Annotated in this window: 19 protein-coding genes; 3 read left to right on the top strand and 16 right to left on the bottom strand. The window is 65.1% G+C overall.

Annotation, left to right across the window (positions count from 1 at the left end; all coding sequences use genetic code 11):
* Positions 1–11: 11 nt before the first annotated feature.
* The 12 genes from PALO_RS09130 to hemE all read right to left on the bottom strand — a co-directional run bounded on the left by PALO_RS09130 (position 12) and on the right by hemE (position 11,940).
* Positions 12–905, bottom strand: a complete 894-nt coding sequence (locus PALO_RS09130) for a PRD domain-containing protein (protein WP_015583301.1) — start codon at positions 903–905, stop codon at positions 12–14.
* A gap of 4 nt (positions 906–909) precedes the next feature.
* Positions 910–1,383 (bottom strand): PTS sugar transporter subunit IIA, encoded by a 474-nt coding sequence (locus PALO_RS09125; RefSeq protein ID WP_015583300.1) that lies wholly within the window; start codon positions 1,381–1,383, stop codon positions 910–912.
* A gap of 11 nt (positions 1,384–1,394) precedes the next feature.
* A complete protein-coding gene (locus tag PALO_RS09120) occupies positions 1,395–2,933 on the bottom strand; it encodes a PTS transporter subunit EIIC (RefSeq protein WP_015583299.1) in 1,539 nt (512 codons plus the stop codon).
* A gap of 1 nt (position 2,934) precedes the next feature.
* Positions 2,935–3,651, bottom strand: coding sequence for an N-acetylmannosamine-6-phosphate 2-epimerase (locus PALO_RS09115; protein ID WP_015583298.1), 717 nt, complete (start codon positions 3,649–3,651; stop codon positions 2,935–2,937).
* 148 nt (positions 3,652–3,799) lie between these two features.
* Positions 3,800–4,327 carry a nucleoside/nucleotide kinase family protein gene (locus PALO_RS09110; RefSeq protein WP_231097146.1) on the bottom strand — a complete coding sequence of 176 codons (528 nt, stop codon included), beginning with the start codon at positions 4,325–4,327 and terminating at the stop codon, positions 3,800–3,802.
* Positions 4,328–4,332: 5 nt separating this feature from the next.
* Entirely contained in the window at positions 4,333–5,208 is an 876-nt protein-coding gene (locus PALO_RS09105; RefSeq protein ID WP_004810487.1) for an HhH-GPD family protein, read from the bottom strand.
* A gap of 13 nt (positions 5,209–5,221) precedes the next feature.
* Entirely contained in the window at positions 5,222–6,529 is a 1,308-nt protein-coding gene (gene hemL, locus PALO_RS09100) for a glutamate-1-semialdehyde 2,1-aminomutase (protein WP_015583296.1), read from the bottom strand.
* A 47-nt stretch (positions 6,530–6,576) separates the two neighbouring features.
* Entirely contained in the window at positions 6,577–7,623 is a 1,047-nt protein-coding gene (hemB, locus tag PALO_RS09095) for a porphobilinogen synthase (protein ID WP_015583295.1), read from the bottom strand.
* A gap of 30 nt (positions 7,624–7,653) precedes the next feature.
* Positions 7,654–8,379: a uroporphyrinogen-III synthase gene (locus tag PALO_RS09090; protein ID WP_015583294.1), complete on the bottom strand. Its 726-nt coding sequence runs from the start codon at positions 8,377–8,379 to the stop codon at positions 7,654–7,656.
* A complete protein-coding gene (gene hemC / locus PALO_RS09085; protein WP_015583293.1) occupies positions 8,376–9,380 on the bottom strand; it encodes a hydroxymethylbilane synthase in 1,005 nt (334 codons plus the stop codon). The genes PALO_RS09090 and hemC overlap by 4 nt, the downstream gene beginning before the upstream one ends.
* A 44-nt stretch (positions 9,381–9,424) precedes the next feature.
* Entirely contained in the window at positions 9,425–10,855 is a 1,431-nt protein-coding gene (locus tag PALO_RS09080; RefSeq protein ID WP_023033309.1) for a protoporphyrinogen/coproporphyrinogen oxidase, read from the bottom strand.
* 23 nt (positions 10,856–10,878) lie between these two features.
* Entirely contained in the window at positions 10,879–11,940 is a 1,062-nt protein-coding gene (gene hemE, locus PALO_RS09075; protein WP_015583292.1) for a uroporphyrinogen decarboxylase, read from the bottom strand.
* Positions 11,941–12,069: 129 nt separating this feature from the next.
* Between hemE and PALO_RS09070 the strand changes: the two genes are divergently transcribed.
* From PALO_RS09070 to PALO_RS12530, 3 genes are all read left to right on the top strand, one after another.
* The gene (locus tag PALO_RS09070; protein WP_036901630.1) at positions 12,070–13,404 is read left to right on the top strand and encodes a glutamyl-tRNA reductase; all 1,335 of its coding nucleotides are present in this window, start codon (positions 12,070–12,072) and stop codon (positions 13,402–13,404) included.
* A gap of 50 nt (positions 13,405–13,454) precedes the next feature.
* Entirely contained in the window at positions 13,455–15,506 is a 2,052-nt protein-coding gene (hemQ, locus tag PALO_RS09065) for a hydrogen peroxide-dependent heme synthase (RefSeq protein ID WP_268744093.1), read from the top strand.
* Between the two features lie 353 nt (positions 15,507–15,859).
* Positions 15,860–16,222, top strand: coding sequence for a hypothetical protein (locus tag PALO_RS12530; RefSeq protein WP_174266663.1), 363 nt, complete (start codon positions 15,860–15,862; stop codon positions 16,220–16,222).
* Positions 16,223–16,299: 77 nt separating this feature from the next.
* Here PALO_RS12530 and disA read toward each other — a convergent pair whose 3' ends face one another.
* The 4 genes from disA to PALO_RS09040 all read right to left on the bottom strand — a co-directional run bounded on the left by disA (position 16,300) and on the right by PALO_RS09040 (position 21,255).
* A complete protein-coding gene (disA, locus tag PALO_RS09055) occupies positions 16,300–17,403 on the bottom strand; it encodes a DNA integrity scanning diadenylate cyclase DisA (RefSeq protein ID WP_015583289.1) in 1,104 nt (367 codons plus the stop codon).
* Between the two features lie 49 nt (positions 17,404–17,452).
* Positions 17,453–18,853: a DNA repair protein RadA gene (radA, locus tag PALO_RS09050; protein ID WP_004810510.1), complete on the bottom strand. Its 1,401-nt coding sequence runs from the start codon at positions 18,851–18,853 to the stop codon at positions 17,453–17,455.
* Between the two features lie 53 nt (positions 18,854–18,906).
* Positions 18,907–20,553, bottom strand: coding sequence for an NAD-dependent malic enzyme (locus tag PALO_RS09045; RefSeq protein WP_023033311.1), 1,647 nt, complete (start codon positions 20,551–20,553; stop codon positions 18,907–18,909).
* 63 nt (positions 20,554–20,616) lie between these two features.
* A complete protein-coding gene (locus PALO_RS09040; protein ID WP_004810516.1) occupies positions 20,617–21,255 on the bottom strand; it encodes a VOC family protein in 639 nt (212 codons plus the stop codon).
* Positions 21,256–21,464 lie beyond the last annotated feature (209 nt).

The raw sequence follows: 21,464 nt of genomic DNA, 5'->3' as shown, positions 1-21,464 counted from the left end.
TGGCCAGGGGGTCAATCCTCCACACCCATCACCTCGCCGTAGAGACGGCTGGTGTGCAGCGCGATGTAGTTGATCTCGGCCTTCGTCAGCTCGTCGCCAACCGCCGTCGAGATACGTTTGGCCACCGTGAGGGCCGCCGAGGTGGCTGCCGGATAGCGGTCCGACATGAGACCCATGATGTCCAGGTCAATGTGGGAGAGCTGCTTGTTATCCGCAGCCCGAGCGAACAGATAACGAAGATGCGTGACGAATCGTGAGGCACTCATGGACGACCGGTCGATCTTGACCTGCCAGAGCTCCTCGAGCTCGGTGAAGACCTCCGAGATCGCCTGAGTCATCGTCACGGTGCGCGACACACCCTTGCCATCCCACTGACGGTTGATGAAATGCAGCGCAAATGCCACCCACTCCTCGGGTTGCAGGTGGATGCCGAGAGTACCGTCGACGATCTCGACGGCCCGGTGGCCCAGACTCGCCTCGTCGGGGTACAGCTGCTGAACCTCCCAGGTCAGGGGAAAGTCGATGACGACCCCCTGCTCAGCTCGATACGCCGCCGCGACGAGGTGATCGAGTACCGGCAGCATCATGCGCTGGGAGTTCGACATCCCCAGTTCTTCCTGAGCCAGCTCGACGATCGCCTGCGCCACCCGTACCTGGGTGCGAGTGGCATTGGAAAGGAGTGAGGCGATCGCGGCCGTCCGGTAGGTGCCCTCCGCCAGGTACCGCTGGGCCGATGAGGCGTCGACGATCTCCCCGCGGTGTCGGCCAAAACCGATACTGCGGGCATTGACGACCATCTCCGTGCCGGAGCGGTCGACGCCGAGAAGGACGTTGTTGTTGTAGACCTTCTTGACGACGACCTGCTCGGGGCCGAGCTCGGTCAGGGGATGCTCCGGAGGAAGCACTGCGTCATCCTGCGGTGACAGTCAGCACCGCCGCCGGATCGTCGCTGCACTCGGAGACGGTGAAGTCGGACGCATTCGTGATGACCACGGGAGAGATCATCGACGGCACCCGCGGCGTGACGGCGTCGAGGTCGACGGTCAGGAGCGGGTCGCCAACGCTGACGGTATCGCCCTCATGGACATGGACGGTGAACCCGTCGCCCTTGAGCTCGACGGTGTCGATGCCGATGTGCACGAGGATCTCGGCGCCATTGCCAGCCTTGAGACCGACGGCGTGCAGGGTCGGGGCCACCAGGGTGACCTCGCCGTCGATGGGAGAGGTGAACTCTCCCGAGGTCGGGTCAACCGCGAACCCGGGGCCCATGTGCTGGCCGGCGAAGACTGGGTCTGGAACGTTCGTGATGTCCAGAATGGCTCCCGAGACGGGCACTGCGACCTTCAGGGTTTCGTCCTTGTGGCGTTTGTGGAAGAGGGACATGTCGATGCCTTTCAGTCGTCGATTCCGAGCTGGGCGTTGATGGCGTTCTTGTAGAGGACGGCCTTCGCACCATAGACGGCTTGGACGCCGCCGCCGACCTCGAAGACCTCGGTCGCTCCCAAGTTCTTGAGCTTGGCCTTGTCGACTTGGTCAGCCGCCTTCACCGAGACGCGCAGGCGGGTGATGCATGCATCGACATCCTCGATGTTCTCAGGGCCACCCAGGGCGGCGATGATCTGCGTCGCTCCCTCCTCAATACCGTCATTTCGTCGTTCGGACTTCTCAGCGGGCTTCTCCTTGGACTTGCCACCGTTCGGCGCGGCCGCAGCCATGGTGTCCTCGAGGTGCCCCGGGGTTGCGATCTTGAACTTCTTGACGAAGAACATGAACGAGAAGTAGTAGAGGGCGAACCAGATGGCTCCGATCGGCAGGACGTACAACCAGTGTGTCTTGGACTCACCCTGCAGGACGCCGAACAGCAGGTAGTCGATTGCGCCACCGGAGAAGGTGTTGCCGATGCGGATGTTCATGAGGTCGGCGACGAGGAAAGAGATGCCATCCAGGACGGAGTGGAACACGTAGAGCAGGGGAGCCACGAAGAGGAACATGTACTCGATCGGCTCGGTGATTCCCGTCAGGAAGGAGGTGAAGGCCACCGAGGCGAACAGGCCGGTGTACTTGGCGCGACGTCCCTTCGGCACACACTGCCACATCGCCAGACACGCGCCCGGCAGACCGAACATCATGGTCGCGAAGCGACCTGCGAAGTACTTGGTCGAATGGGTGAACAGCCCGACGTGGTTCGTGTCAGCAAGCTGAGCGAAGAAGATCTTCTGGGCACCGACGGCAGTCTGCCCGGCGACGACCTCAGAACCACCCAGAGGGGTGTACCAGAACATCGGGTAAATCATGTGGTGCAGACCAACGGCGCCTGCCAGACGCATCAGGAAGCCGTAGAAGAAGGTGCCGATGACCCCCCATCCGGCGATCGCGGTGCCGGCCGACACCATTCCGGCCTGGACCGGCGGCCATGCCAGGAAGAAAAATGCGCCAATGATGATTCCGGCGAAGGCTGTGACGATCGGGACGAAGCGCGAGCCGCCGAAGAAGCCGAGGAAGGCTGGCAGCTCAATGTTGTGGTAACGGTTGTGGAGCCACACGGCGACGGCACCGATGACGAGTGAACCGATGACGCCGGTGTCAATCGTCCGGTCGGGGTTGCTCGAGAGCGAAACGAGCGCCTTGGTGGTGGCTGTCATGACGAGGAAGCCGGTGATGCCCGCGAGCGCGGCAGTTCCCTTGTCACGTTTCGCCAGGCCGATACACAGACCGATCGACAGCAGCAGAGCGAGGTTCTCGAAGATGACACTTCCAGCTGCGCTCATCACCTGGAAGATGTCCTGGAGAATCGGATTGCCGAGAGCGGGGTAGCTCTTGACGGTGGTGGGGTTGGACAACGCACCACCAATGCCCAGCAACAGGCCAGCCGCTGGGAGGATGGCGATCGGCAGCATGAAGGCCTTGCCGATCTTCTGCAGGGTCTTGAACATGTCAGTTCTCCGAGGGGGTTTGGGCGGCGCGAGCGCGAATCGCGTCGACGAATCGGGTACAGATCTGGGCAGGACGGGTGATTGCACCCCCGACGACGACGGCGTGGGCTCCGCAGTTGAGGGCGTCGACCGCCAGGTCAGGGGTTGAGATGTTGCCCTCCGCGATGACGGGGATGGACAGGTCCGCAGCCAGACGACGCACCAGCTCGAGGTTGGGTACTGGTGAGTTCGCAGAGGCGGCGGTGTAACCGGAGAGGGTGGTTCCGACCAGGTCGACTCCGCACTTCGCGGCCGTGACTGCTTCGTCATAGGTGGAGATGTCGGCCATCAGGACGGCGGTGGGATGGGCTTTGCGAATCTGAGCGATGAGGTCGGGCGTGGAGACATCATTTGGATGGATGCGGTCGGTGGCGTCGAAGGCGATGATGTCGGCTCCGGCGTACAGGACCGCCTCGACGTCGTCAAGGGTCGGGGTGATGTAGGGCTCGTAACCGTCGTATTCCCTCTTGAGCAGGCCGATCACCGGCAATGGGACGACTGCTCGGATCTCCTTGATGTCGCGAACCGAGTTGGCGCGAATGCTGATGGCCCCGCTCTGCGCAGCCGCAGTTGCGAACAGAGGCATGATGCCACCGTTCTCGGAATACATGGGTTCGCCAGGTAATGCCTGGCAGGAGACGACGAGTCCCTTTTCCAAGGACTGCACCAATGGATTCATGAGCACCTCCGGCAACGTGGAATACCGGGGTGGACGCACTCGTGCCCCCCGGTGGATCAGGTATTGCCGAAAGTCACAAGCCTGAGATCCATGAAATGTTGCAGGAACCCTAGCACAGCCCTGGTAGAGCGCTGCTGGGCGGGGTGCGTCACTGGTTGAGGAGGGTCAGGTCCACCACGACGTCAGCGAGGTGCTCAGGGTGGTGACGAACCTGGTGCAGCCTCTCCTGGACGGCCCACATGGCCCACGAGTCGACGAAGAACTCGTCACGTCCGAGGGCACGATCGCGGCGTGCGTCGTAGGGGCAGGAACACCACACAGCCATCGAGGCATGCTTGGCATTCGTTGCCGTGAGAACCCCACAACCTTCGATCACAAGGGGACGATAAGCGTCGAGGCTGACTTCCTCGGCAAAGCGATCCCGGTACCAGTCCCAGCGTTGGTAGCGGTTCCTGATGACGAGCTCGCCCAAGTCCCACACTGCTGACAGCCCGGTCCAGCCGGGGTAGAGGTCGTCGCCATGGACGAGCTGGGCATCCGGGCTCAACTCGGCGACGCGGTCGGCAAGGGTCGTCTTCCCTGACCCCGAACCGCCATCGATGAGAACAACTGGCCGCCCTGACGTGGCGCCGATGTGTCCGGCAATGACCTGGGCAGCGGCAACGCTTCCTGCGATCGTCTTCACAGCGTCACCAGCTCCCCACGGCGATGCACCAGACCGTCATGAAGCAAGGACTCGAGGCACCTCGATGCCTGATCGGGTTCGGGCCAGGCAGAAAGAGCCAACTGAACCTCTACTCCGTGCGGGCTGTTGCGCACGACGTCCATGATCACCCCCCGACACTGACGATCCGTGCCTTTCCACGGCTGTCCGCGACGGGCCGGGGCGTTGTCGGGTTTGCCGTCAGCCACCCACCGGCACCGGGCACTGATCGGGCAGATCTCGCACTGTGGTGAACGAGCTGTGCACACCAGCGCTCCCAGCTCCATGGCGGCCACCGCCCATTTTGCGGCCTCGGCTTCTTCCCCGGGAACCAGAGCGTCGGCGACGACTCGCTCGGCCTTCGTCACTGAGGCCGGACAGTTCGCGATCCCGGACTCCGCCCGTGCGATGACACGACGCACATTGGTGTCCAATACCGTTGCGCGTCCTCCGAAGGCGAAGGACACCACTGCGGCAGCGGTGTAGTCGCCGATCCCAGGCAGGGCGATGAGCTCGTCGTAGCTGCTGGGCACGATCCCATCGTGCTCGGTGGCGATGGCAACCGCGCAGGCATGCAGACGCAGGGCACGGCGCGGATATCCCAAACGTCCCCACGTGGCGACGGCGACCCCCGACTCCTCCTCGGCCAGATCGTCCGGCGTCGGCCACCGATTCATCCACTCATGCCACGGACCGACGACACGCGTCACCGGGGTCTGCTGGCTCATCACCTCGCTGACGAGCACTCCCCACGGGGAGGTCTCCGGTCGACGCCACGGAAGGTCTCGTCCGTGGACGCCAAACCAGTCGCAGACGGCCTCGACGGCCTGCGGGGTCAGCCCGATCTCAGGCACTAATCTTCCGATCTCAGCCGATGACCTTGGCCGCTGCTTCGGCGGCCTTCGGGAGGGCCTTGCGGAAGACCTCGAAGGTCTCGTCGTCATGGGCGTCGGAGAGGAACCAAGCCTCGAAGCACGATGGCGGCAGGTTGATCCCAGCCTCCAGCATGGCGTGGAAGAAGGCGGTGTAGGCCTCGGCGTTCTGGGCCTTGGAATCGTCGTAGTTGCGCACCGGCTCCTCGACCCCGAGGAAGACGCTGAAGAGGTTCCCGGCGTTCTGCAGACGGTATGAGACACCAGCCGCGTCGAGAGCGGAAGCCAACTCACCTCGCCACTGTTCGGAGCGGGAGTCGAGACGCTGGTACACACCGGCGTCAGCCAGGTGCAAGGTTTTGACCCCGGCGACGGTGGCCAGCGGGTTACCCGACAGGGTCCCGGCCTGGTAGACGGGGCCGGTCGGTGCCAGCAGGTCCATGATCTCGGCGCGTCCGCCCAGGGCAGCCAGCGGCATGCCGCCGCCGACGACCTTGCCGAAGGTGAAGATGTCGGGCGCAAAGTCCTCGCCGGAGCGCTGCTGCAGACCCCAGAAGCCCGATGCGCTGCACCGGAATCCGGTGAGCACCTCGTCGGTGATCATGAGGGTACCGTGCTCCTTGGTGAGTCGACGGATCGCGGCATTGAAGCCGGGCTCGGGCGGAACGACGCCCATGTTGGCCGGGCAGGACTCGACGATCACTGCGGCGATCTGGTCGCCCCGCTCGGAGAACACTTCCTCCAGGGCCGTGACGTCGTTGTAGTCGACGACGATGGTGTCGGCCGTCGAGGCGGCCGGGACACCAGCCGAACCCGGCAGACCAGCAGTGGCCACGCCGGAACCGGCAGCGGCGAGCAGGGCGTCGGAGTGACCGTGGTAATTTCCGGCGAACTTGATGATGACGTCGCGTCCGGTGGCGCCACGGGCCAGTCGAACTGCCGTCATCGTCGCCTCAGTGCCGGTAGAGACGAAGCGCACCTTCTCGACCGGGGTCATCCGCTCGATGATCGCGTCGGCCAGCTCGGTCTCGGTGCGGGTCGGAGCTCCGAAGGACAATCCCTTCGACGCGGCCTCCTGCACGGCAGAGACGACCTCGGGATGGGCATGCCCCAACAGGGCCGGACCCCAGGTGCACACCAGGTCCACGTATCGGGTGCCTTCGGCGTCCCAGATCCACGGACCCTGGGCCCTCTCGATGAAGCGGGGAACCCCGCCCACCGATCCGTAGGCCCGCACCGGGGAATCCACCCCGCCGGGAATGACGGCCTGGGCGGCGGAGAACAGTTCGGCGTTGGAGGTCATTTCTTCCTTCCGGTGTTTGGGCTTGTGGCGGGCTTGATTACCAAGGATCAGAAGGCCTCGCGGAACATTTGTGCGGCCTCGATGGCCCAGTAGGTCAGGACGAGATCGGCACCCGCGCGCACGATCGAGGTCAGGGATTCGTTGATGCAGCGGCGACGGTCGATCCAACCGTTGGCGGCAGCGGCCTCGAGCATCGCGTACTCGCCGGAGACCTGGTAGGCGGCAACCGGCACCTGGGAGATCTCGGCTATGTCGGCCAGGACGTCGAGGTAGTGGGAGGCGGGCTTGACCATGACGAGGTCGGCCCCCTCGGCCAGGTCGAGCAGGGTCTCGCGCATGCCTTCACGACGGTTCGACGGATCCTGCTGGTAGGACTTGCGGTCACCCTTGAGGGAGCAGTCCACGGCGTCGCGGAAGGGCCCGAAGAAGGCGGATGCGTACTTGGCCGAGTAGGCCATGATCGACACGTCGGTGAACCCCTCGCGGTCCAGGGCGTCGCGGATGACGGAGATCTGACCGTCCATCATTCCCGACGGGGACACCATGTGGGCTCCAGCCCGAGCCTGGGAGACCGCCATCGCGGCGTAGAGCGGCAGGGTGGAGTCGTTGTGGACCCGGCCGTCGGGGGTCAGGGCCCCGCAGTGGCCATGATCGGTGAACTCGTCCAGACAGGTATCGGCGCAGATGACGAGGTCGTCACCAACGGCTTCGCGCACCGCGGAGACACTGGCATTGAGGATGCCCTTGGGATCCCAGGCCTGGGATCCGATCTCGTCCTTGTGCTCGGGAATGCCGAACAGGTCGATGCCACTGATACCGGCCTCGGCTGCCTGGGTGGCGAGTTCCTTGATCGACTCGGTGGAGTGCTGGTACTGGCCGGGCAGGCTGGTGATCTCGACGGGAGAGTCGATGCCCTCCTTGACGAAGACGGGCAGCATCAACTGGGCCGGGGCGACGCGGGTCTCGGCAACCATCCGCCGCATCGCAGCGGTGGTACGCAGCCGACGCGGGCGGGAAACCGGGCGAAGGCCCTCGGGCAGCGGCTTGACGCCGGCCATGCGGGGATCGCTGGAATCAGGCAGGTACAGGTTCATGATCATCTTCCTTCTCAAACAGGTCGTCGATCAGGCGACCAGGGACTCGATCGCCTCGAGGACGGCCTCCGGGGCAGGGGAGGAGGCCACCGCGTCTGCCGGGTGGTCGAGCTCCTCAAGTGTCTTTGCGGTGGGGTTGCCCAGTGCGACGAGCTTCTGACGGCGCCATCCCAACGGTTCGACGAGGTCGACCAGAGCACGTCCCACCGAGGATGCGGTGACGACGACGAACTCGACCGACGGCCAGGACTGAGCGATCACTTGGGGCAGTTCGTCAACGGCAGCGGTGGTGTACACCTCGAGCCGATTGACGGTGCAACCGGCCCTCGTCAGTCCCTCGGGGACGGTGTCGGCGGCCAGTTTCGAGACCGGGAGCAGGACGTTCGCGGCACCACCCGGCCATTCGGCGACCAGACCGGCCCCACTGTGGTCCTCCGGCACGAAGTCGACGCCAGTACTGCGCTTCTCCAGGGTCCTCGCGGTGGCCGCGCCCACGGCTGCCACCTTGATGTCAGGGTTCGGCAGTGGATCGGGCAGCAGCCCGACGGTGGTCTTCGAGGTGACGACCAGCCAGTCAGCCTGCCACAGGTCGGCCTCGGAGAGCCTATCGGCGTCCGGGAGCTCGACGGTCCGGGTCAGCGCCTTGTGGATGACCCCGTAACCGGCCTGCTTCAAGGTCGTCACGAACTTGTCGTGGGAGTCGTCACGGGGGACGAGGACTGGGGGTTTGATGAGATCAGCAGGGTTCGTGGTCATCGAGTGCTTCCTGTGGCCTTGAGGTCTGCAACATCGGCGGCGCCGTCGTCCAGCAGCTCCTCGGCGGCCGTCACTCCCAGGGTATGCGCCGCGGCCAGTGCCGGCTCGACCTCCTTAGGCAATTCGACGCTCACCTGTTCCCGAATGGTGCGCGACCCGTTGACCGCAGCCACAACCACGTCCAGGGTCAACACGTCTGGGGACATTCCGGGGGTCGGCGCGAGATGGGCCAACGCGCCGATCGGGGCGGCGCACCCGGCCTCCAGATGGGACAGCACGGCTCGCTCGGCGGTGGCCGACAGCCGCGTGCCGTAGTCGTCGATCCTGGCGAGGGCCTTGGCGAGCTTGCCGTGATGCACATCGGCGGTCCGACACTCGACGGCCAGGGCTCCCTGGGCCGGAGCCGGCAGCACGACCGACGGGTCGAGAAGCTCGGTGATGACGTCACTGTGCCCCAGACGAGCAAGTCCTGAGGCAGCCAGCACGACGGCGTCGAGGTCCTCCTTGCCGCTGTCTTCGGCGTAGTGACCCAGACCCTTGACCCGGCCCAGACGGGTGTCGACGTTGCCGCGGATGTCGACGATCGTCAGGTCCGGTCGCACCGCCAACAGTTGGGCCACTCGCCGCGGCGAACCGGTTCCGACGCTGGCCCCCTGCGGCAAATCGTCGAGGGTGAGACCGTCACGAGCCACCAGGGCGTCGCGCGGATCCTCGCGGACAGGGACGGCACCAATCGCCAGTCCGAGCGGGCGTCCGGTCGGCAGGTCCTTGAAGGAGTGGACGGCGATGTCGGCCGAGCCCTCCAGCAGGGCAGTGCGGATCGCCGAGGCGAACACCCCGATGCCACCCATCGACGCCAGGGAGGCCGTCGAGGTGTCACCGTGGGTAGTGATCGTCGCCAGATCGACGTCGAGCCCCTGTGATCTCAGCAGCTCTGCGACCATCTCGGATTGAGTGGTTGCCAGGGTGCTGGCACGGGTTCCCAGACGGATTGAAGACATGTCCTCCATTGTGGCACTCGGTTCCGACGCCTTTTCCCTTGCTCTCAGACCAGTTGACGGGCCGTGTGGCGGGCTTGAGGCACCAGAGCGGCGATGCCGGAACCCGACGCCCATGCCCCGACCAGACCGATGCGGCCTCGTCCGGACCGGTTCAACTCCTCGAGCTGGCGGTGCAGACCGTCACGCCACGCCCTGGTCTCCGGAGTCGTCGGGGCCAGAGACCCCGTCCAGTGGATGATCTGGGAGTCCACCACCTGATTGGACGACAATTCCACACCGAGCAGGATCGAGGCATCCTCCAGCGCCCGCTCGACGCTGAGCTCGACATCCGTCTCCCCGGATCGCCCGTAGGAGACCCGTAGCAGGTGCAGTCCGTCGGGGCAGGACTGCCCCAGGCTCGGCCACTTGGCAGACATGTGTGTCAGGGCCTTCGCCTTGACGCTCGTCGTCCCGGGAGCCACCAGCATGCCGTTTCCACGCGGGCTGTCGTCCAGCTCCGGAGCCTGCAGGGCCAGATTGACGTGGCCAATGGGCGCACCGGGAATCATCTCGGGTCCGGAGACGTCGATGACACTGCTCAGCAGGTCGGTGGCAGGACCGGCAGAACAGGCGACGACGACCCGCGGGGTCAGGAAGGTGCGCACCTCGCCGTCAGGGACAGGAGGCAAGGACGGATTCGGGTTGCGCGAGGTGTCGGCGGTCTCGACGAGCCACTGGTCACCATGGCAGGTCAGCTTTCGAGCCCCCACCCGGGTCATGATCCTCGCACCGGCCTCCTCGGCCTGACGACGCAGCTCGGCCGGCATGGTGAACATGCCGCCAGCCACCGAGGCGACGACCGGCCCTTCCGGCATCCGGGAACGGCACAGGGCCACGCCGGCAGCCAAGGACCCGGTGGACTGGGCGGCAGCCCGCAGACCGGGGGAGACGACGTCGGCCGAGAGCAGGTGCGGATCGGCGGCATGGATACCACCGGCGATCGGGGTGACGAGTCGCCTCAGCACCTTCGGTCCCATTCGTGACTCCACCAGGGTTCCCAGATCCCGGGGGAGTTCGTCGGGCATTGGGGCGCGGTCGAGTGCGGCGGCGCGGGCGGCCTCCTTGGCTCCCAGCGCAATGACGACCGCCGGGTCCGACAGATCGGCAGGAATGCCCAGGATGGCATTGCCGGGCATCGCGAAGCAGGCGTCGTCGAAGTACACCCAGGACGGGGCGGTCCTCGGTTTCTCGACGGTCACCCCCAGTTCCTCGGCCAGCTCGGCGGTGTCGGGAAGACGAATGGCCCACCCCTCGGCGCCGATGTCATAGCTGATCCCCGCCAATGTCGACCCAGCCACCAGGCCCCCGGTGTACCCGCGGGATTCCACCAGCACGGGGCGTAGCCCTTCCTGGGTGAGCTGCCAGGCCGCAACGAGTCCGGCCATGCCACCGCCGATGACGACGGCGTCCACGGTGTGCGGATCAAGGGTGTTCATCGTCACGTCCTCGGAATTGTGGTTCACAGTGAGTGCACCAGCTCCACCAGTCGCGTCAGCACGTCGGGGTCGGTGTCGGCGGGCACACCATGGCCCAGGTTGACGACGTGGCCGGGGGCCTGACGTCCAGCCGCGACGACTTCGCGGGTGGCGCTCTCCAGCGGTTCCCAACCGGCGAGGAGCAGGGCCGGGTCGATGTTGCCCTGTACCGGCATGTCCATCCCGGAGACCATCAGGGTGGCGCAGGCCTCGTCGAGACTGATGCGGTGGTCGACGCCGAGGACCGGGTACCGGGACGCCGTCGCGGCCACCTGGGCCAGCTCGGAGAGCAGATGGCTGGCATTGACGCCGAAGTGCACCACAGGGGTGTTCGGGTCGAGGTCGGCGAGAGCACGCTGGGAGAAGGGGGCGACGCTGGCGCGGTAGTCGACGGCGCTCAGCGACCCGGCCCAGGAGTCGAAGAGCTGGACGGCACGAGCCCCACCGCGCAACTGGGCGGCCAGGAATGCGGCGTCCAGGTCGGCCACCCATTCCATGAGCCTGGCCCAGGCTTGCGGATCCGAGTGCATCATCGCGCGGGCGGCCAGGTGGTCACGGGAGGGCCCGCCCTCCACCAGGTAGGCGGCAATCGTGAACGGGGCGCCGGCGAAACCAATCAGTGGCGTGGTGTCACCGAGTTCTTCCGCCACCAGGCGGGCAGCCTCTTCGATGGCAGAGGCATCACCGGGCTCGCGCTGGGTTATCCGGTCGACGTCGTCCGCGGTGCGAACAGGCTCGTCGAGAACCGGTCCGACTCCCGGCTCGATCCGCACCCCGATCTTAGCCAGGGCCAACGGCACCATGATGTCGGAGTAGAGGACGGCCCCATCGACATGGTGACGTCGCACGGGCTGGCAGGTGATCTCAGCTGCCAGCTGCGGGTTGAGGCAGGAGTCGAGCATCGTCGTGCCCTCGCGGGCCTTGCGGTACTCCGGGAGTGAACGGCCCGCCTGACGCATGAACCAAACCGGGGTGACGGCAGGGTGATGCCCGGTCATGGCCTGCAGAAGCGGTGAATCGGCTGTGGAGGTGGTGGTTTCAGTCATCACCTCGATTGTGCCTCACTTCGTCGAGAGGCCGTTCATGGGGCAGTTGTCGAGTGCGACGAAAGGTTCGCGGCTACTGGGGTTCGTCGGAACCGCATGGTTCAATAGCGTTTCGTGGGATTGTGTGTCTTGACCGTGGATCATGCCGAGCAAGGACTCGGCGTCGTTTCCGAGGCTGCCGCGCAGGTCGATGGGCTCGGCCTGGCACTGACTGACCATCCCCAGATCCGTGGCGCTCTCGTGTTGTCAACGTGCAACCGAGTGTGCCTGATCGTGGAGACTTCTCCCGACTCTGCCGCTCAAGGATTCGACGAGACCGCGCTGCGCGCCTGTCTCGCCGACCAGGGGGCGACGGTGTTGGCTGACTCGGCCCAGATCTTCTGTGAGAACGACGCCGTCTGGCGGGTGTTCCGGGTGGCTGCTGGCCTGGAGTCGATGGTTGTCGGTGAGCGCGAGGTCGCCGGACAGATGAAGCGTGCTTTGAATGAGGCGCGCAAGGAACAGACGGTTTCGTACATCATCGGCCACGTCGTCGAGGAGGCGCTCAAGACCTCCCGCCATGTCGCCACTGAGACGGCACTGGCTGCCGAGGGGCGCACCGTGGTGGCCGTTGGCCTGGACCTCGTCTCCCAGCAGATGGACCTCGACGGGGCTTGCGTCCTCGTCATGGGAACCGGTTCCTACGCCGGAGCATCGTGCGCCCAGCTGAACTCCCGCGGCGTGACTGAGATCCAGGTCCATTCGGCCTCCGGCCGTGCCGCCGGATTCGCTCGCCGGCACCGTGTGACCGAGGCCGTCGATCTGGATGCCGCGTTGGCACAGGCTGACCTCGTCGTCACCTGCCGTGGCTCGGGCGTGCCCGCCCTCTCCGCACCGGCCGCCCGACGTGCAGTGGATGCTCGCGCCGGACGAGACCTGCTGGTCCTTGATCTGGCCGTCAGCGGTGACGTCGAGGATCCGGTACCCGCTGGGGTTGAGGTCATCGACCTGGAGACCATTCGTCATGCCGTTCCCGCCTCTGCTGAGGCCGAACGCGCCGCCGCCGAGCACATCGTCGCTGTCGGGGTCCGGCACCTTGCCATCGACCTCGAGCGTCGTCGGATGGCTCCGGCCGTTGTCGCCCTGCGCGATGTCATCTCAGATCTCGTCACCGCCGAGCTTGAGCGCCTGCCTCAAGAGGGATCGGTGCCGGTCGACGAGGTGGCAGCTTCTTTGCGTCGGCTTGCCGCGTCCATGGCGCACATCCCCTCGGCACGAGCCAGGATGGCCTCTGAGAAGGGTCTGGGGGATCGCTGGCTCAACTCGTTGTCGGACGTGTTGGGAATCGACGTCGAGATCGCCGCACCCGTCATCGACATGTCAACCTTCACGAACGCTGACTGCATGGCCTGCCCGGTGACCGGCCTGCGGGTGGAGGACCTTGCCGCGGATGCGGCGCCCCGAGGTGAGGAGAAGAATTCGTGACCGTCAACCCGTATGCAGCCCCCAAGGATCCGTTGGCTCCTTACGACGCGGTGCTCGTCGCATCTTTCGGTGGGCCGCGGTCCCCCAAGGAGGTTATGCCCTTCCTGAGGAGGGTTTCCAACGGTCGCATTCCGGATGAGCGATTGGCCGAGGTCGCTCACCACTATGACCGGTTCGGTGGGGTGAGCCCCATCAACGCGGCGACGGACGCCTTCGTCAATGCCTTGAAGAATGAGCTTCACCAGCATGGAGTCCGGATCCCGATCCTGCTGGGGAACCGCAACGGCTCGCCGTTCCTTGATGACGTCCTGCCCGAGATGCACCAGCATGGTGTGCGTCGAGTGCTTGCCGTCGTCACCTCCGCATATGCCTGCTACTCCGGTTGCCGTCAGTACCGCGAGGAGATTGCTGCGGCCCTCGACAAGGCCGACATCACGGACATGCAGATCGACAAGGTGCCTCCCTTCAACGAGGCCCCCGGTTTCATTCGCGCCAATGCGGAAGCCCTCATGCAGTCCTTCATGCGCATCCCGCCGACCCCGCTCGATGCCACCCGAGTCGTGTTCGTCACCCACTCCATCCCCGACCCCATGCAGGAGGCGTCGGGGGCTGGGCGGCCAGGGACTGATTACATCTCCCAGCACAAGGCGGTGTGCGAGAAGATTGCTGATCAGGTGCGTCATGCCTTCGGCAACATGCCGCAGTGGGATCTGGCATATTGCTCGCGGTCGGGGCGCCCTACTGACCCCTGGCTGGAGCCGGACATCAATGACCACCTGCGCACCCTTCCGGAGCAGGGGATCAAGTCCGTCGTGGTTGCGCCGATCGGTTTCGTCGCTGATCACATGGAGGTCGTCAATGACCTCGATCACGAGGCAGCTGAGACGGCGGCTGACATCGGGCTGGCCTTTGCTCGTGCTGCGACCGCTGGCGCTCATCCGGCCCTCGTCGCCGACGTGGTGGGCCTGATCATGACCCAGGCAGCGGCTGCCCGAGGAGAGGGCGGAAATCCGACCTCCTGGCCCACCCCCTGTGCCCCCGGATGCTGCCGACGCTGCGTGGATGCCAAGGACATTCCGGCCATCTCCGGAAGTGATGTCGTTGCGCCTGACGAGACGCAGGCTTCCGAGCCGGTGGTCGCAGCCGTGGCATCGACTGGCACGGCAACGGCAGCGGAGGCCGCGCACCCAGAACCTGAGGTCCTGTCCGATCCCAGACCTGCTACCGTTCCTGGATCTGACGCCATCCCTGAGGCTGTCGGACCGGAGCCAGAAGCTCCTTCCCCCTACGACCTTCTGACCAAGGAGATCCCCATGACTGACCATTCGAGCAGCAACTCAGTGATTGAGGGACCTCGCGACGACGAGGCCCCCGCCGGTTCCTACACCGCACCGACAGATCCGCGTGATTACGCCGTCGTCCCGGAGGAGGTCAATGCCTCCAGCAAGTGGGCGATGTACTCGGTATTCAGCGTTGCCACCCCGCTTCCCGCTGACGATGTGGAGCGCCGTCAGCTCATCGAGGGCTCCGACGAGTGGGTCGGACAGTCCGGCGTCGAGACCCGTGGCTGGTATGACCTGTCGGGTCTGCGCGCGGACGCCGACCTGCTGGTGTGGTGGTTGAGCGACAATCCGACGTCCCTGCAGGACGCCTACCATCGGTTCCGCGGATCCGGTCTGGGACGCCATCTCGATCCGGTGTGGTCGAATGTGGGCGTTCACCGTCCGGCAGAGTTCAACAAATCTCACCTGCCCTCCTGCTTCGCCGGAGTCGCCCCGCGGCGCTGGGCTGCCTTCTATCCCTTCATCCGTTCCAAGGGGTGGTACCTGCTTCCGGCTGCTGACCGTTCCCGCATGCTGCGCGAGCACGGCATGGTCGGCGCCGCCAACTCCGACGTCAAGGCGTCCACCTTGGCCGCCTTCGCCCTGGGGGACTATGAGTGGATTCTCGCCCTGGAGGGTGACGACCTCGCTCGCGTCGTCGACGTCATGAAGGACCTGCGCTACGTCGAGGCTCGTCGTCACGTTGACGTTGACACCCCCTTCTTCACTGGCGAGCGCGTCTCCCCGGTGACCTGGGCCGACCGTCAGATGAGAGCTTGATGGCGCCCTTGCGTGGCCTGACCGACCCGGTGGGACCGGAATCGCCGCAGACCTACTGGGTGCGGCGTCTGGTCCTGCTCATCGCAGTGGTGATTGTCGTTGCCCTGGTGGTCACGGGTGTTTCCAAGCTCATGAGCGGTTCGAAGAAGTCGGCGGCGCCGGCGGCGTCGTCCTTCACCCCGAACCCGTCATGGACTGACACCGCCTGGGGCCCGGAGACTCCGACTCCCTCGGGTTCGGCCAGTTCCGGCAAGTCCGCTTCCTCCTCGAAATCTCCGCCGGCGACGTCGTCCGCATCAGCGTCGTCATCTCCATCCGCATCGCCCGCTGGCGAACTCTGCGAAGGGTCCCAGCTGACGGTCAAGGTCACGGGAGACAGCAAGAAGCCCAAGGTGGGTGACACCGAGACCTTCACCGTGGAGGTGAAGAGCTCGTCTGACTGCCGCTGGGACACCCAGAAGGTGAAGCAGACCCTCACCGTCACCTCCGGATCGGACCGCATCTGGTCGACCGAGGACTGCGGCTCCTGGGGGCCAAAGGGCATCCGTGAGATCAGGTCCAAGGATCCTTGGACCTATAAGGTCTCCTGGCCGACCAAACGGTCCACCGACAAGTGCAAGCTGTCGAAGGAAAACCTGGGGAGTGGCTACTACATCGCCACCGTCGACATTGATGGCGGTTCGAGCGATCGGTTCATCATGCAGATGAGTGAGTGACCCTCCAGCACACACCCTTTCATGCCCCCATGACATGTTTCGGCTCCCAGCTCGCGAGCTGGGAGCCGAAGTCGTTGTCAGTGGAAGTGATGGGTGCGCTGGTCGTTCTCGAAGATTGACTCCAGACCCTGCCGGATCTCGCGGGCCCGCTTCAGCCCCACTCCCTTGACGTCGCCAAGTTCTGACGTGGAGGCCGACACCAGGGTCTGTAGGTTCGAGAAGTGATCGATGATCGCTTGAATCGCCCGGGACGACAAATCGGTGATCGATGCCAGCTGACGGTGTCCGCGTGGCTGCATGGGAGCGTCGAGGGGGTACTCGACAGGATCGAGATCGATGGCCCCAGCCACCTTGGCGACGTCAAGAAGGTCCTCCCAGGGAAGCTTCTGCAGACCGGACAGGGAGAACTCGCCCGGGGCGACGGAGTCCGGCCGGTAATCCTCGGTGAGCAGACGTCCCAGGTCCTCCACCCCGAGGGACAGCTCGTTGCGCTGCAACTGGACTAGGCGACCCTCGACACCGAGTGCGGAGACATAACCGCGGACCTCGGCGTCGATCCGACGCCACATCTCGACGCGCTGGGCGACGGCTGCGACGTCACGGACTTGGACCTGGTCGCGGACCTCCAACATGGTGAGGTTGTCAGCTTCCTCAACCAGACGAGCACGGTAACTCGACAGGGTTGCCAGTGCCTGGTTGGCGCGAGCCAGTAGCTGCTCCGGCCTCTCAATCGGGTAACGGCGGCCATTGAGGAACAGGGACATCACCGACATCGACGCCGAGACGACGACCACCGGTGTGCCAGTTTGTTGGGAGAGGCGGTCAGCGGTGCGGTGACGGGTACCGGTCTCCATCGTCGGCAGGTTGCCATTCGGGACGAAGTGGACCGCAGCCGCGGTGATTCGCTCGTGGTCGCTCGAGACGACCAGCCCGCCGTCCATCTTCGACAGCTCGCGAAGGGCCTGCGGAGTGAGCCGGACGTCGAGCGGAAAACCGCCGGAACACACCTCATCGATCTCCGGACCATTACCGAGCACGATGAGGCCACCGGTACGTCCATTGATGATCCGGTTGAGTCCCTCCCGGATAGGTGTGCCGGGGGCAAGCAGGGCCATCAGGTGACGGACCCGTGCGGCCTCCGTCTCCCGGTCGTTCTCGGGGGTTGGCTGGGCGTCGGTCATGAGACGACTTTAGTTCTACCCACCGAAGTTCTCACCTCGGATGTGCTCGTCATGACTGGCCCGCCTTGCGCTGCCGACGCAGGTTGAGCACCGACAGTGCCTCGGCCACACTGCCGACCTCGATGACATGGAGTCCGTGCATGGTCGGAACCTTGGTGTGCGCCTCGCGGGAGTTGCGTGGCACGACGGCGAGATCGAAGCCCAGGCGTGCTGCCTCTCCCACGCGTCTTTCCAAGCCAGGGACACGTCGCAGATCACCGGCGAGTCCGACCTCTCCCAGGGCCACGACTCGCGTCGGGAAGTTGGCGTCGAGAACAGCCGAGGCCGCTGCCACCGCGATCGCCAGATCGGCCGACGGGTCCGACACCCTGGCCCCACCCACCGTCGAGACGTAGACGTCCCGGTTGCTTAGTGGCATGCCTGCCTTGCGTTCCAGGACGGCCAGAATCATGGCGACCCTGCTGCCCTCGACCCCATGGGTGGTGCGCCGCGGGTACTTCTCGGATGCCGATGGGGCCACCAGCGCCTGCACCTCCGAGAGCAGGGGACGGCGACCCTCCATCGTCACCGTCACGCAGGTGCCCGGTTGGGGATCGGCATTGTCCGAGGTGAACAGTCCCGACGGATCGGGTACCTCCATGATTCCGCTGTCGGTCATCTCGAAGCAGCCCACCTCGTCGGCCGGGCCGTAACGGTTCTTGGCGGCTCGAACCATGCGGAATCCGGAGTGACGGTCACCCTCGAAGTTGAGGACGACGTCGACCAGGTGCTCCATGGTTCGTGGACCGGCGATCGACCCCTCCTTGGTGACGTGACCGACGATGATGACGGCCATGCCACGCCGCTTGGCCACCCGTACCAGCGCACCGGTGACCTCCCTCACCTGGGAGACCCCGCCGGGGGAGCCGTCAGCCTGACTCGTCCCCACCGTCTGAACCGAGTCCAGCACCATGAGGGAGGGCTCGGTCTGCTCGATGTGTCCCAGTACCGTCCCCAGGTCGGTCTCGGAGGCCAGATAGAGTTCGTCAGCAAGTGAATTCGTACGACCCGCCCGCAGTCTCACCTGTGCCGCCGACTCCTCACCTGTGACGTAGAGGGTGCGTCGTCCGGCCTTGGCCCATTTGGCAGCGACGTCGAGGAGCAGGGTCGATTTTCCAACTCCTGGTTCTCCGGCGAGCAGCACGACGGCTCCGGGCACCAGACCACCTCCGAGTACCCGGTCCAACTCGCTGATCCCGGTGAGGTGACGGTTGGCGGCCTGCTCGCTCACCTCGCCGATGGGCACGGCCTTGGAGGTGGGTGTCGACGAGGCAACCGCAGTGAGCTTCGGTGCTCCCCTCTCGACCACCGAACCCCAGGTCTGGCACTCCCCGCAGCGACCGACCCACTTGGACGTCGTCCAGCCGCACTCGGTGCACACCCATGTCGGAGCCTGCGTCTTCTTCGCCATGGCTCATACCCTGTCAGCAGGGGCCGACAGGTTCGACGATGGTGGTGTTCTCCTCAGGCCACCGGCGGGTAGTGCGGCCACCACATGGCGTCCTGAACTGCCTGCACGACGTTGTCGGGATGTTTCGTGGCGATTCCCTCCTCGATCGCGGCCTGGACGACCGCCACTGCGACCGTCGCCGAGGAAGCCCGCAGATTCTCCACGGCGGGGAGAAGGGATGCTCCCGCCGGACGCGGGTCCACCTGGGAGGCGACGGCCTCGGCCGCGGCGAGGATCATGCCGGCGCTCACTCGCTCGGCTCCCGAGACGATGACCCCCAGTCCCAGGCCCGGGTAGAGGAGGGCATTGTTGCCCTGTCCGATCTCATAGCGCACACCGCCGTATTCGAAGGGTTCAATCGGGATGCCGGTGGAGACCAGGGCCTTTCCCCCCGACCATGAGATGACGTCTGCCGGCACCGCCTCGATCTTCTCGGTGGGGTTCGACAACGGCAGGATGATGGGACGCTCGACCCCCTTGCACATCTCCTCGACGACCTGCTGGGTGAAGGCGTCGTGGTCGGTGGAGGTGCCGATGAGGATCGTCGGGTGAACCTGCCGGACCGTCTCCATCAGACCGATACGCCCGTTTGAATGAGCCCAACGACGCGTCTTATCGGCTGGCTTGGCGTAAGGCTCCTGGTAATCGGGCAGATTCTCCATGTCGTCGGTGACCAGTCCATTGCGGTCGATGAGCCAGATTCGATCGATCGCCTCCTGCTGACCCAGGCCGTCACTGACCATGGCCTCCCGGATCTGGTCGGCAATTCCGGTACCGGCGGTACCTGCCCCGTACACCAGCAGACGTTGACTGGCGAAGGTCTGTCGGGTGACCTTGAGACCGGAGATCACGGCTGCCAGGACGATGGCTGCCGTACCCTGCATGTCGTCATTGAAGATGCGATGGCTCCCGGCATTCTGCACCAGAATCCGACGGGCGTTGGAGGCCCCGAAGTCCTCGAAGTGCAGCAGGGCGTGCGGGTACAGCTCGCTGGCGACCTCGAGGTACTCGTGGATGAGTTTGTCATAGCGCTCCCCGCGCACTCGGGCATGACGATTGCCGAGGTACGACGGGTCGTTGAGCAGGTATGCGTTGTCGGTGCCGACGTCGAGGTTGACGGCGATGGTGCGCTCCGGACGGATGCCCGCGGCTGCCGTGTAGAGAGCGAGCTTGCCTATCGAGATGTCGGTCCCGTTGACTCCCCAGTCCCCAATTCCGAGTATCTGCTCGGAGTCGGAGACAACGAGGAGGTCGACGTCGTCAGGTCCCAACTCGAGGGTCTCGAAGGAGGGGCGGACATCCTCGATGTGGTCGACGGACAGGTAGACCGCGCGGGAGCGTCGGTAGGCGTGACTCCACTTCTTGATGGCCTCGCCGACGGTGGGGTCGTAGATCACCGGCAGCAACTCGACGAGGTGATCGACCAGCAGCTTGTAGTAAAGGGTCTCGTTACGGTTCTGGAGTTCTTCCAGGAAGACGTAACGGTCAATGTTGCGGTCGAATCCCTGGAGCTGGCGGTAGCAGCGCTGGGCCTGCTGCTCGAGAGTCTCGACGGCTGCCGGAAGCCGTCCGATCATCCCGTGCTCCAGCCGTTCGGCGCGGGTGAAAGCCGTTCCCCGATTCGTGATCGGGTTCGTCATGGGTTCGGGTTTCCTGGACACGACAACCTCCCGGTAGTGACTTCGTCTCTTACGCTACCGGGAGGGTCTGTCAGTTTTTTGACGTCAGATGCGAACTCGTCCGTGGGACGGGGTGTCGAAGGTCACGGCGTCGATGCCGGGGTGGCCATTCGGGCTGGTGAAGTCGAAGGTGATGCCCTCGACCTCGTCGGGAATGGTCTCTCCCAGCCAGTTCTCGACGCGCTGGCGTGATCCGGACACCTCGACCGAGGCGAGGGTGACGTTGCCGCTCAGACTGGAGGGCAGCAGTTCGGCTGGGGAGGTCCACTTGATGAAGAAGGGAAGCTGCGGGTCAGCCATCAGGCCCTTGATGCCGATCTGGCGCCACTCGAGGTGGCGACCATCGGGGAAGGTGCGGTTGCCGGGCACTGACTCACGCTCGAGGCGCTTCTCGTAGGGGGCGAGATCGTCGACGGAGACGGCCCACCCCATCCATCCGCCGCCCTGTTCCTGACGTGCGCGCACGGCCTGACCGAAGACGGCCTTCTCGGCTGCGGGGTGGTCCAGCACCTCCACAACCTCGATGTAACGCGGCCCGACCAGCGGCAGAATGCGGTTGCGGGTTCCAAAGCTCGGATGGACTCCGCCGTTGATGAATGAGGCCCCCAGGATTTCGCCGAGGCGAGCGGCATCCTCATCGAGACCTGCAGGGCCAGCGGCGAACATGAGATGGTCGACGTGCATGGCAGTATTGTCCCCTTTGTCCTTCCCATGATGAAATCCGACCCCTGGTTGGCTGCAATGAAGCGGGTCTAAACGAGGCTTTGAGGGGATGTAGACAGGGTGCGCATTCTTTGGCTCGTGACACGCCGTCGACCCCGACAAGGTAGGTTGAGCATGTGCCTGACAGTGCCGGACCTGACAAACCCTCGACCATGGTTGCTTCCAGTGCT

It is taken from the genome of Cutibacterium avidum 44067 (genome assembly GCF_000367205.1).
Lineage (GTDB): Bacteria > Actinomycetota > Actinomycetes > Propionibacteriales > Propionibacteriaceae > Cutibacterium > Cutibacterium avidum.
Note: the sequence above shows the minus strand (reverse complement) of the source record. Positions and strands in the feature narration are given on the sequence as shown.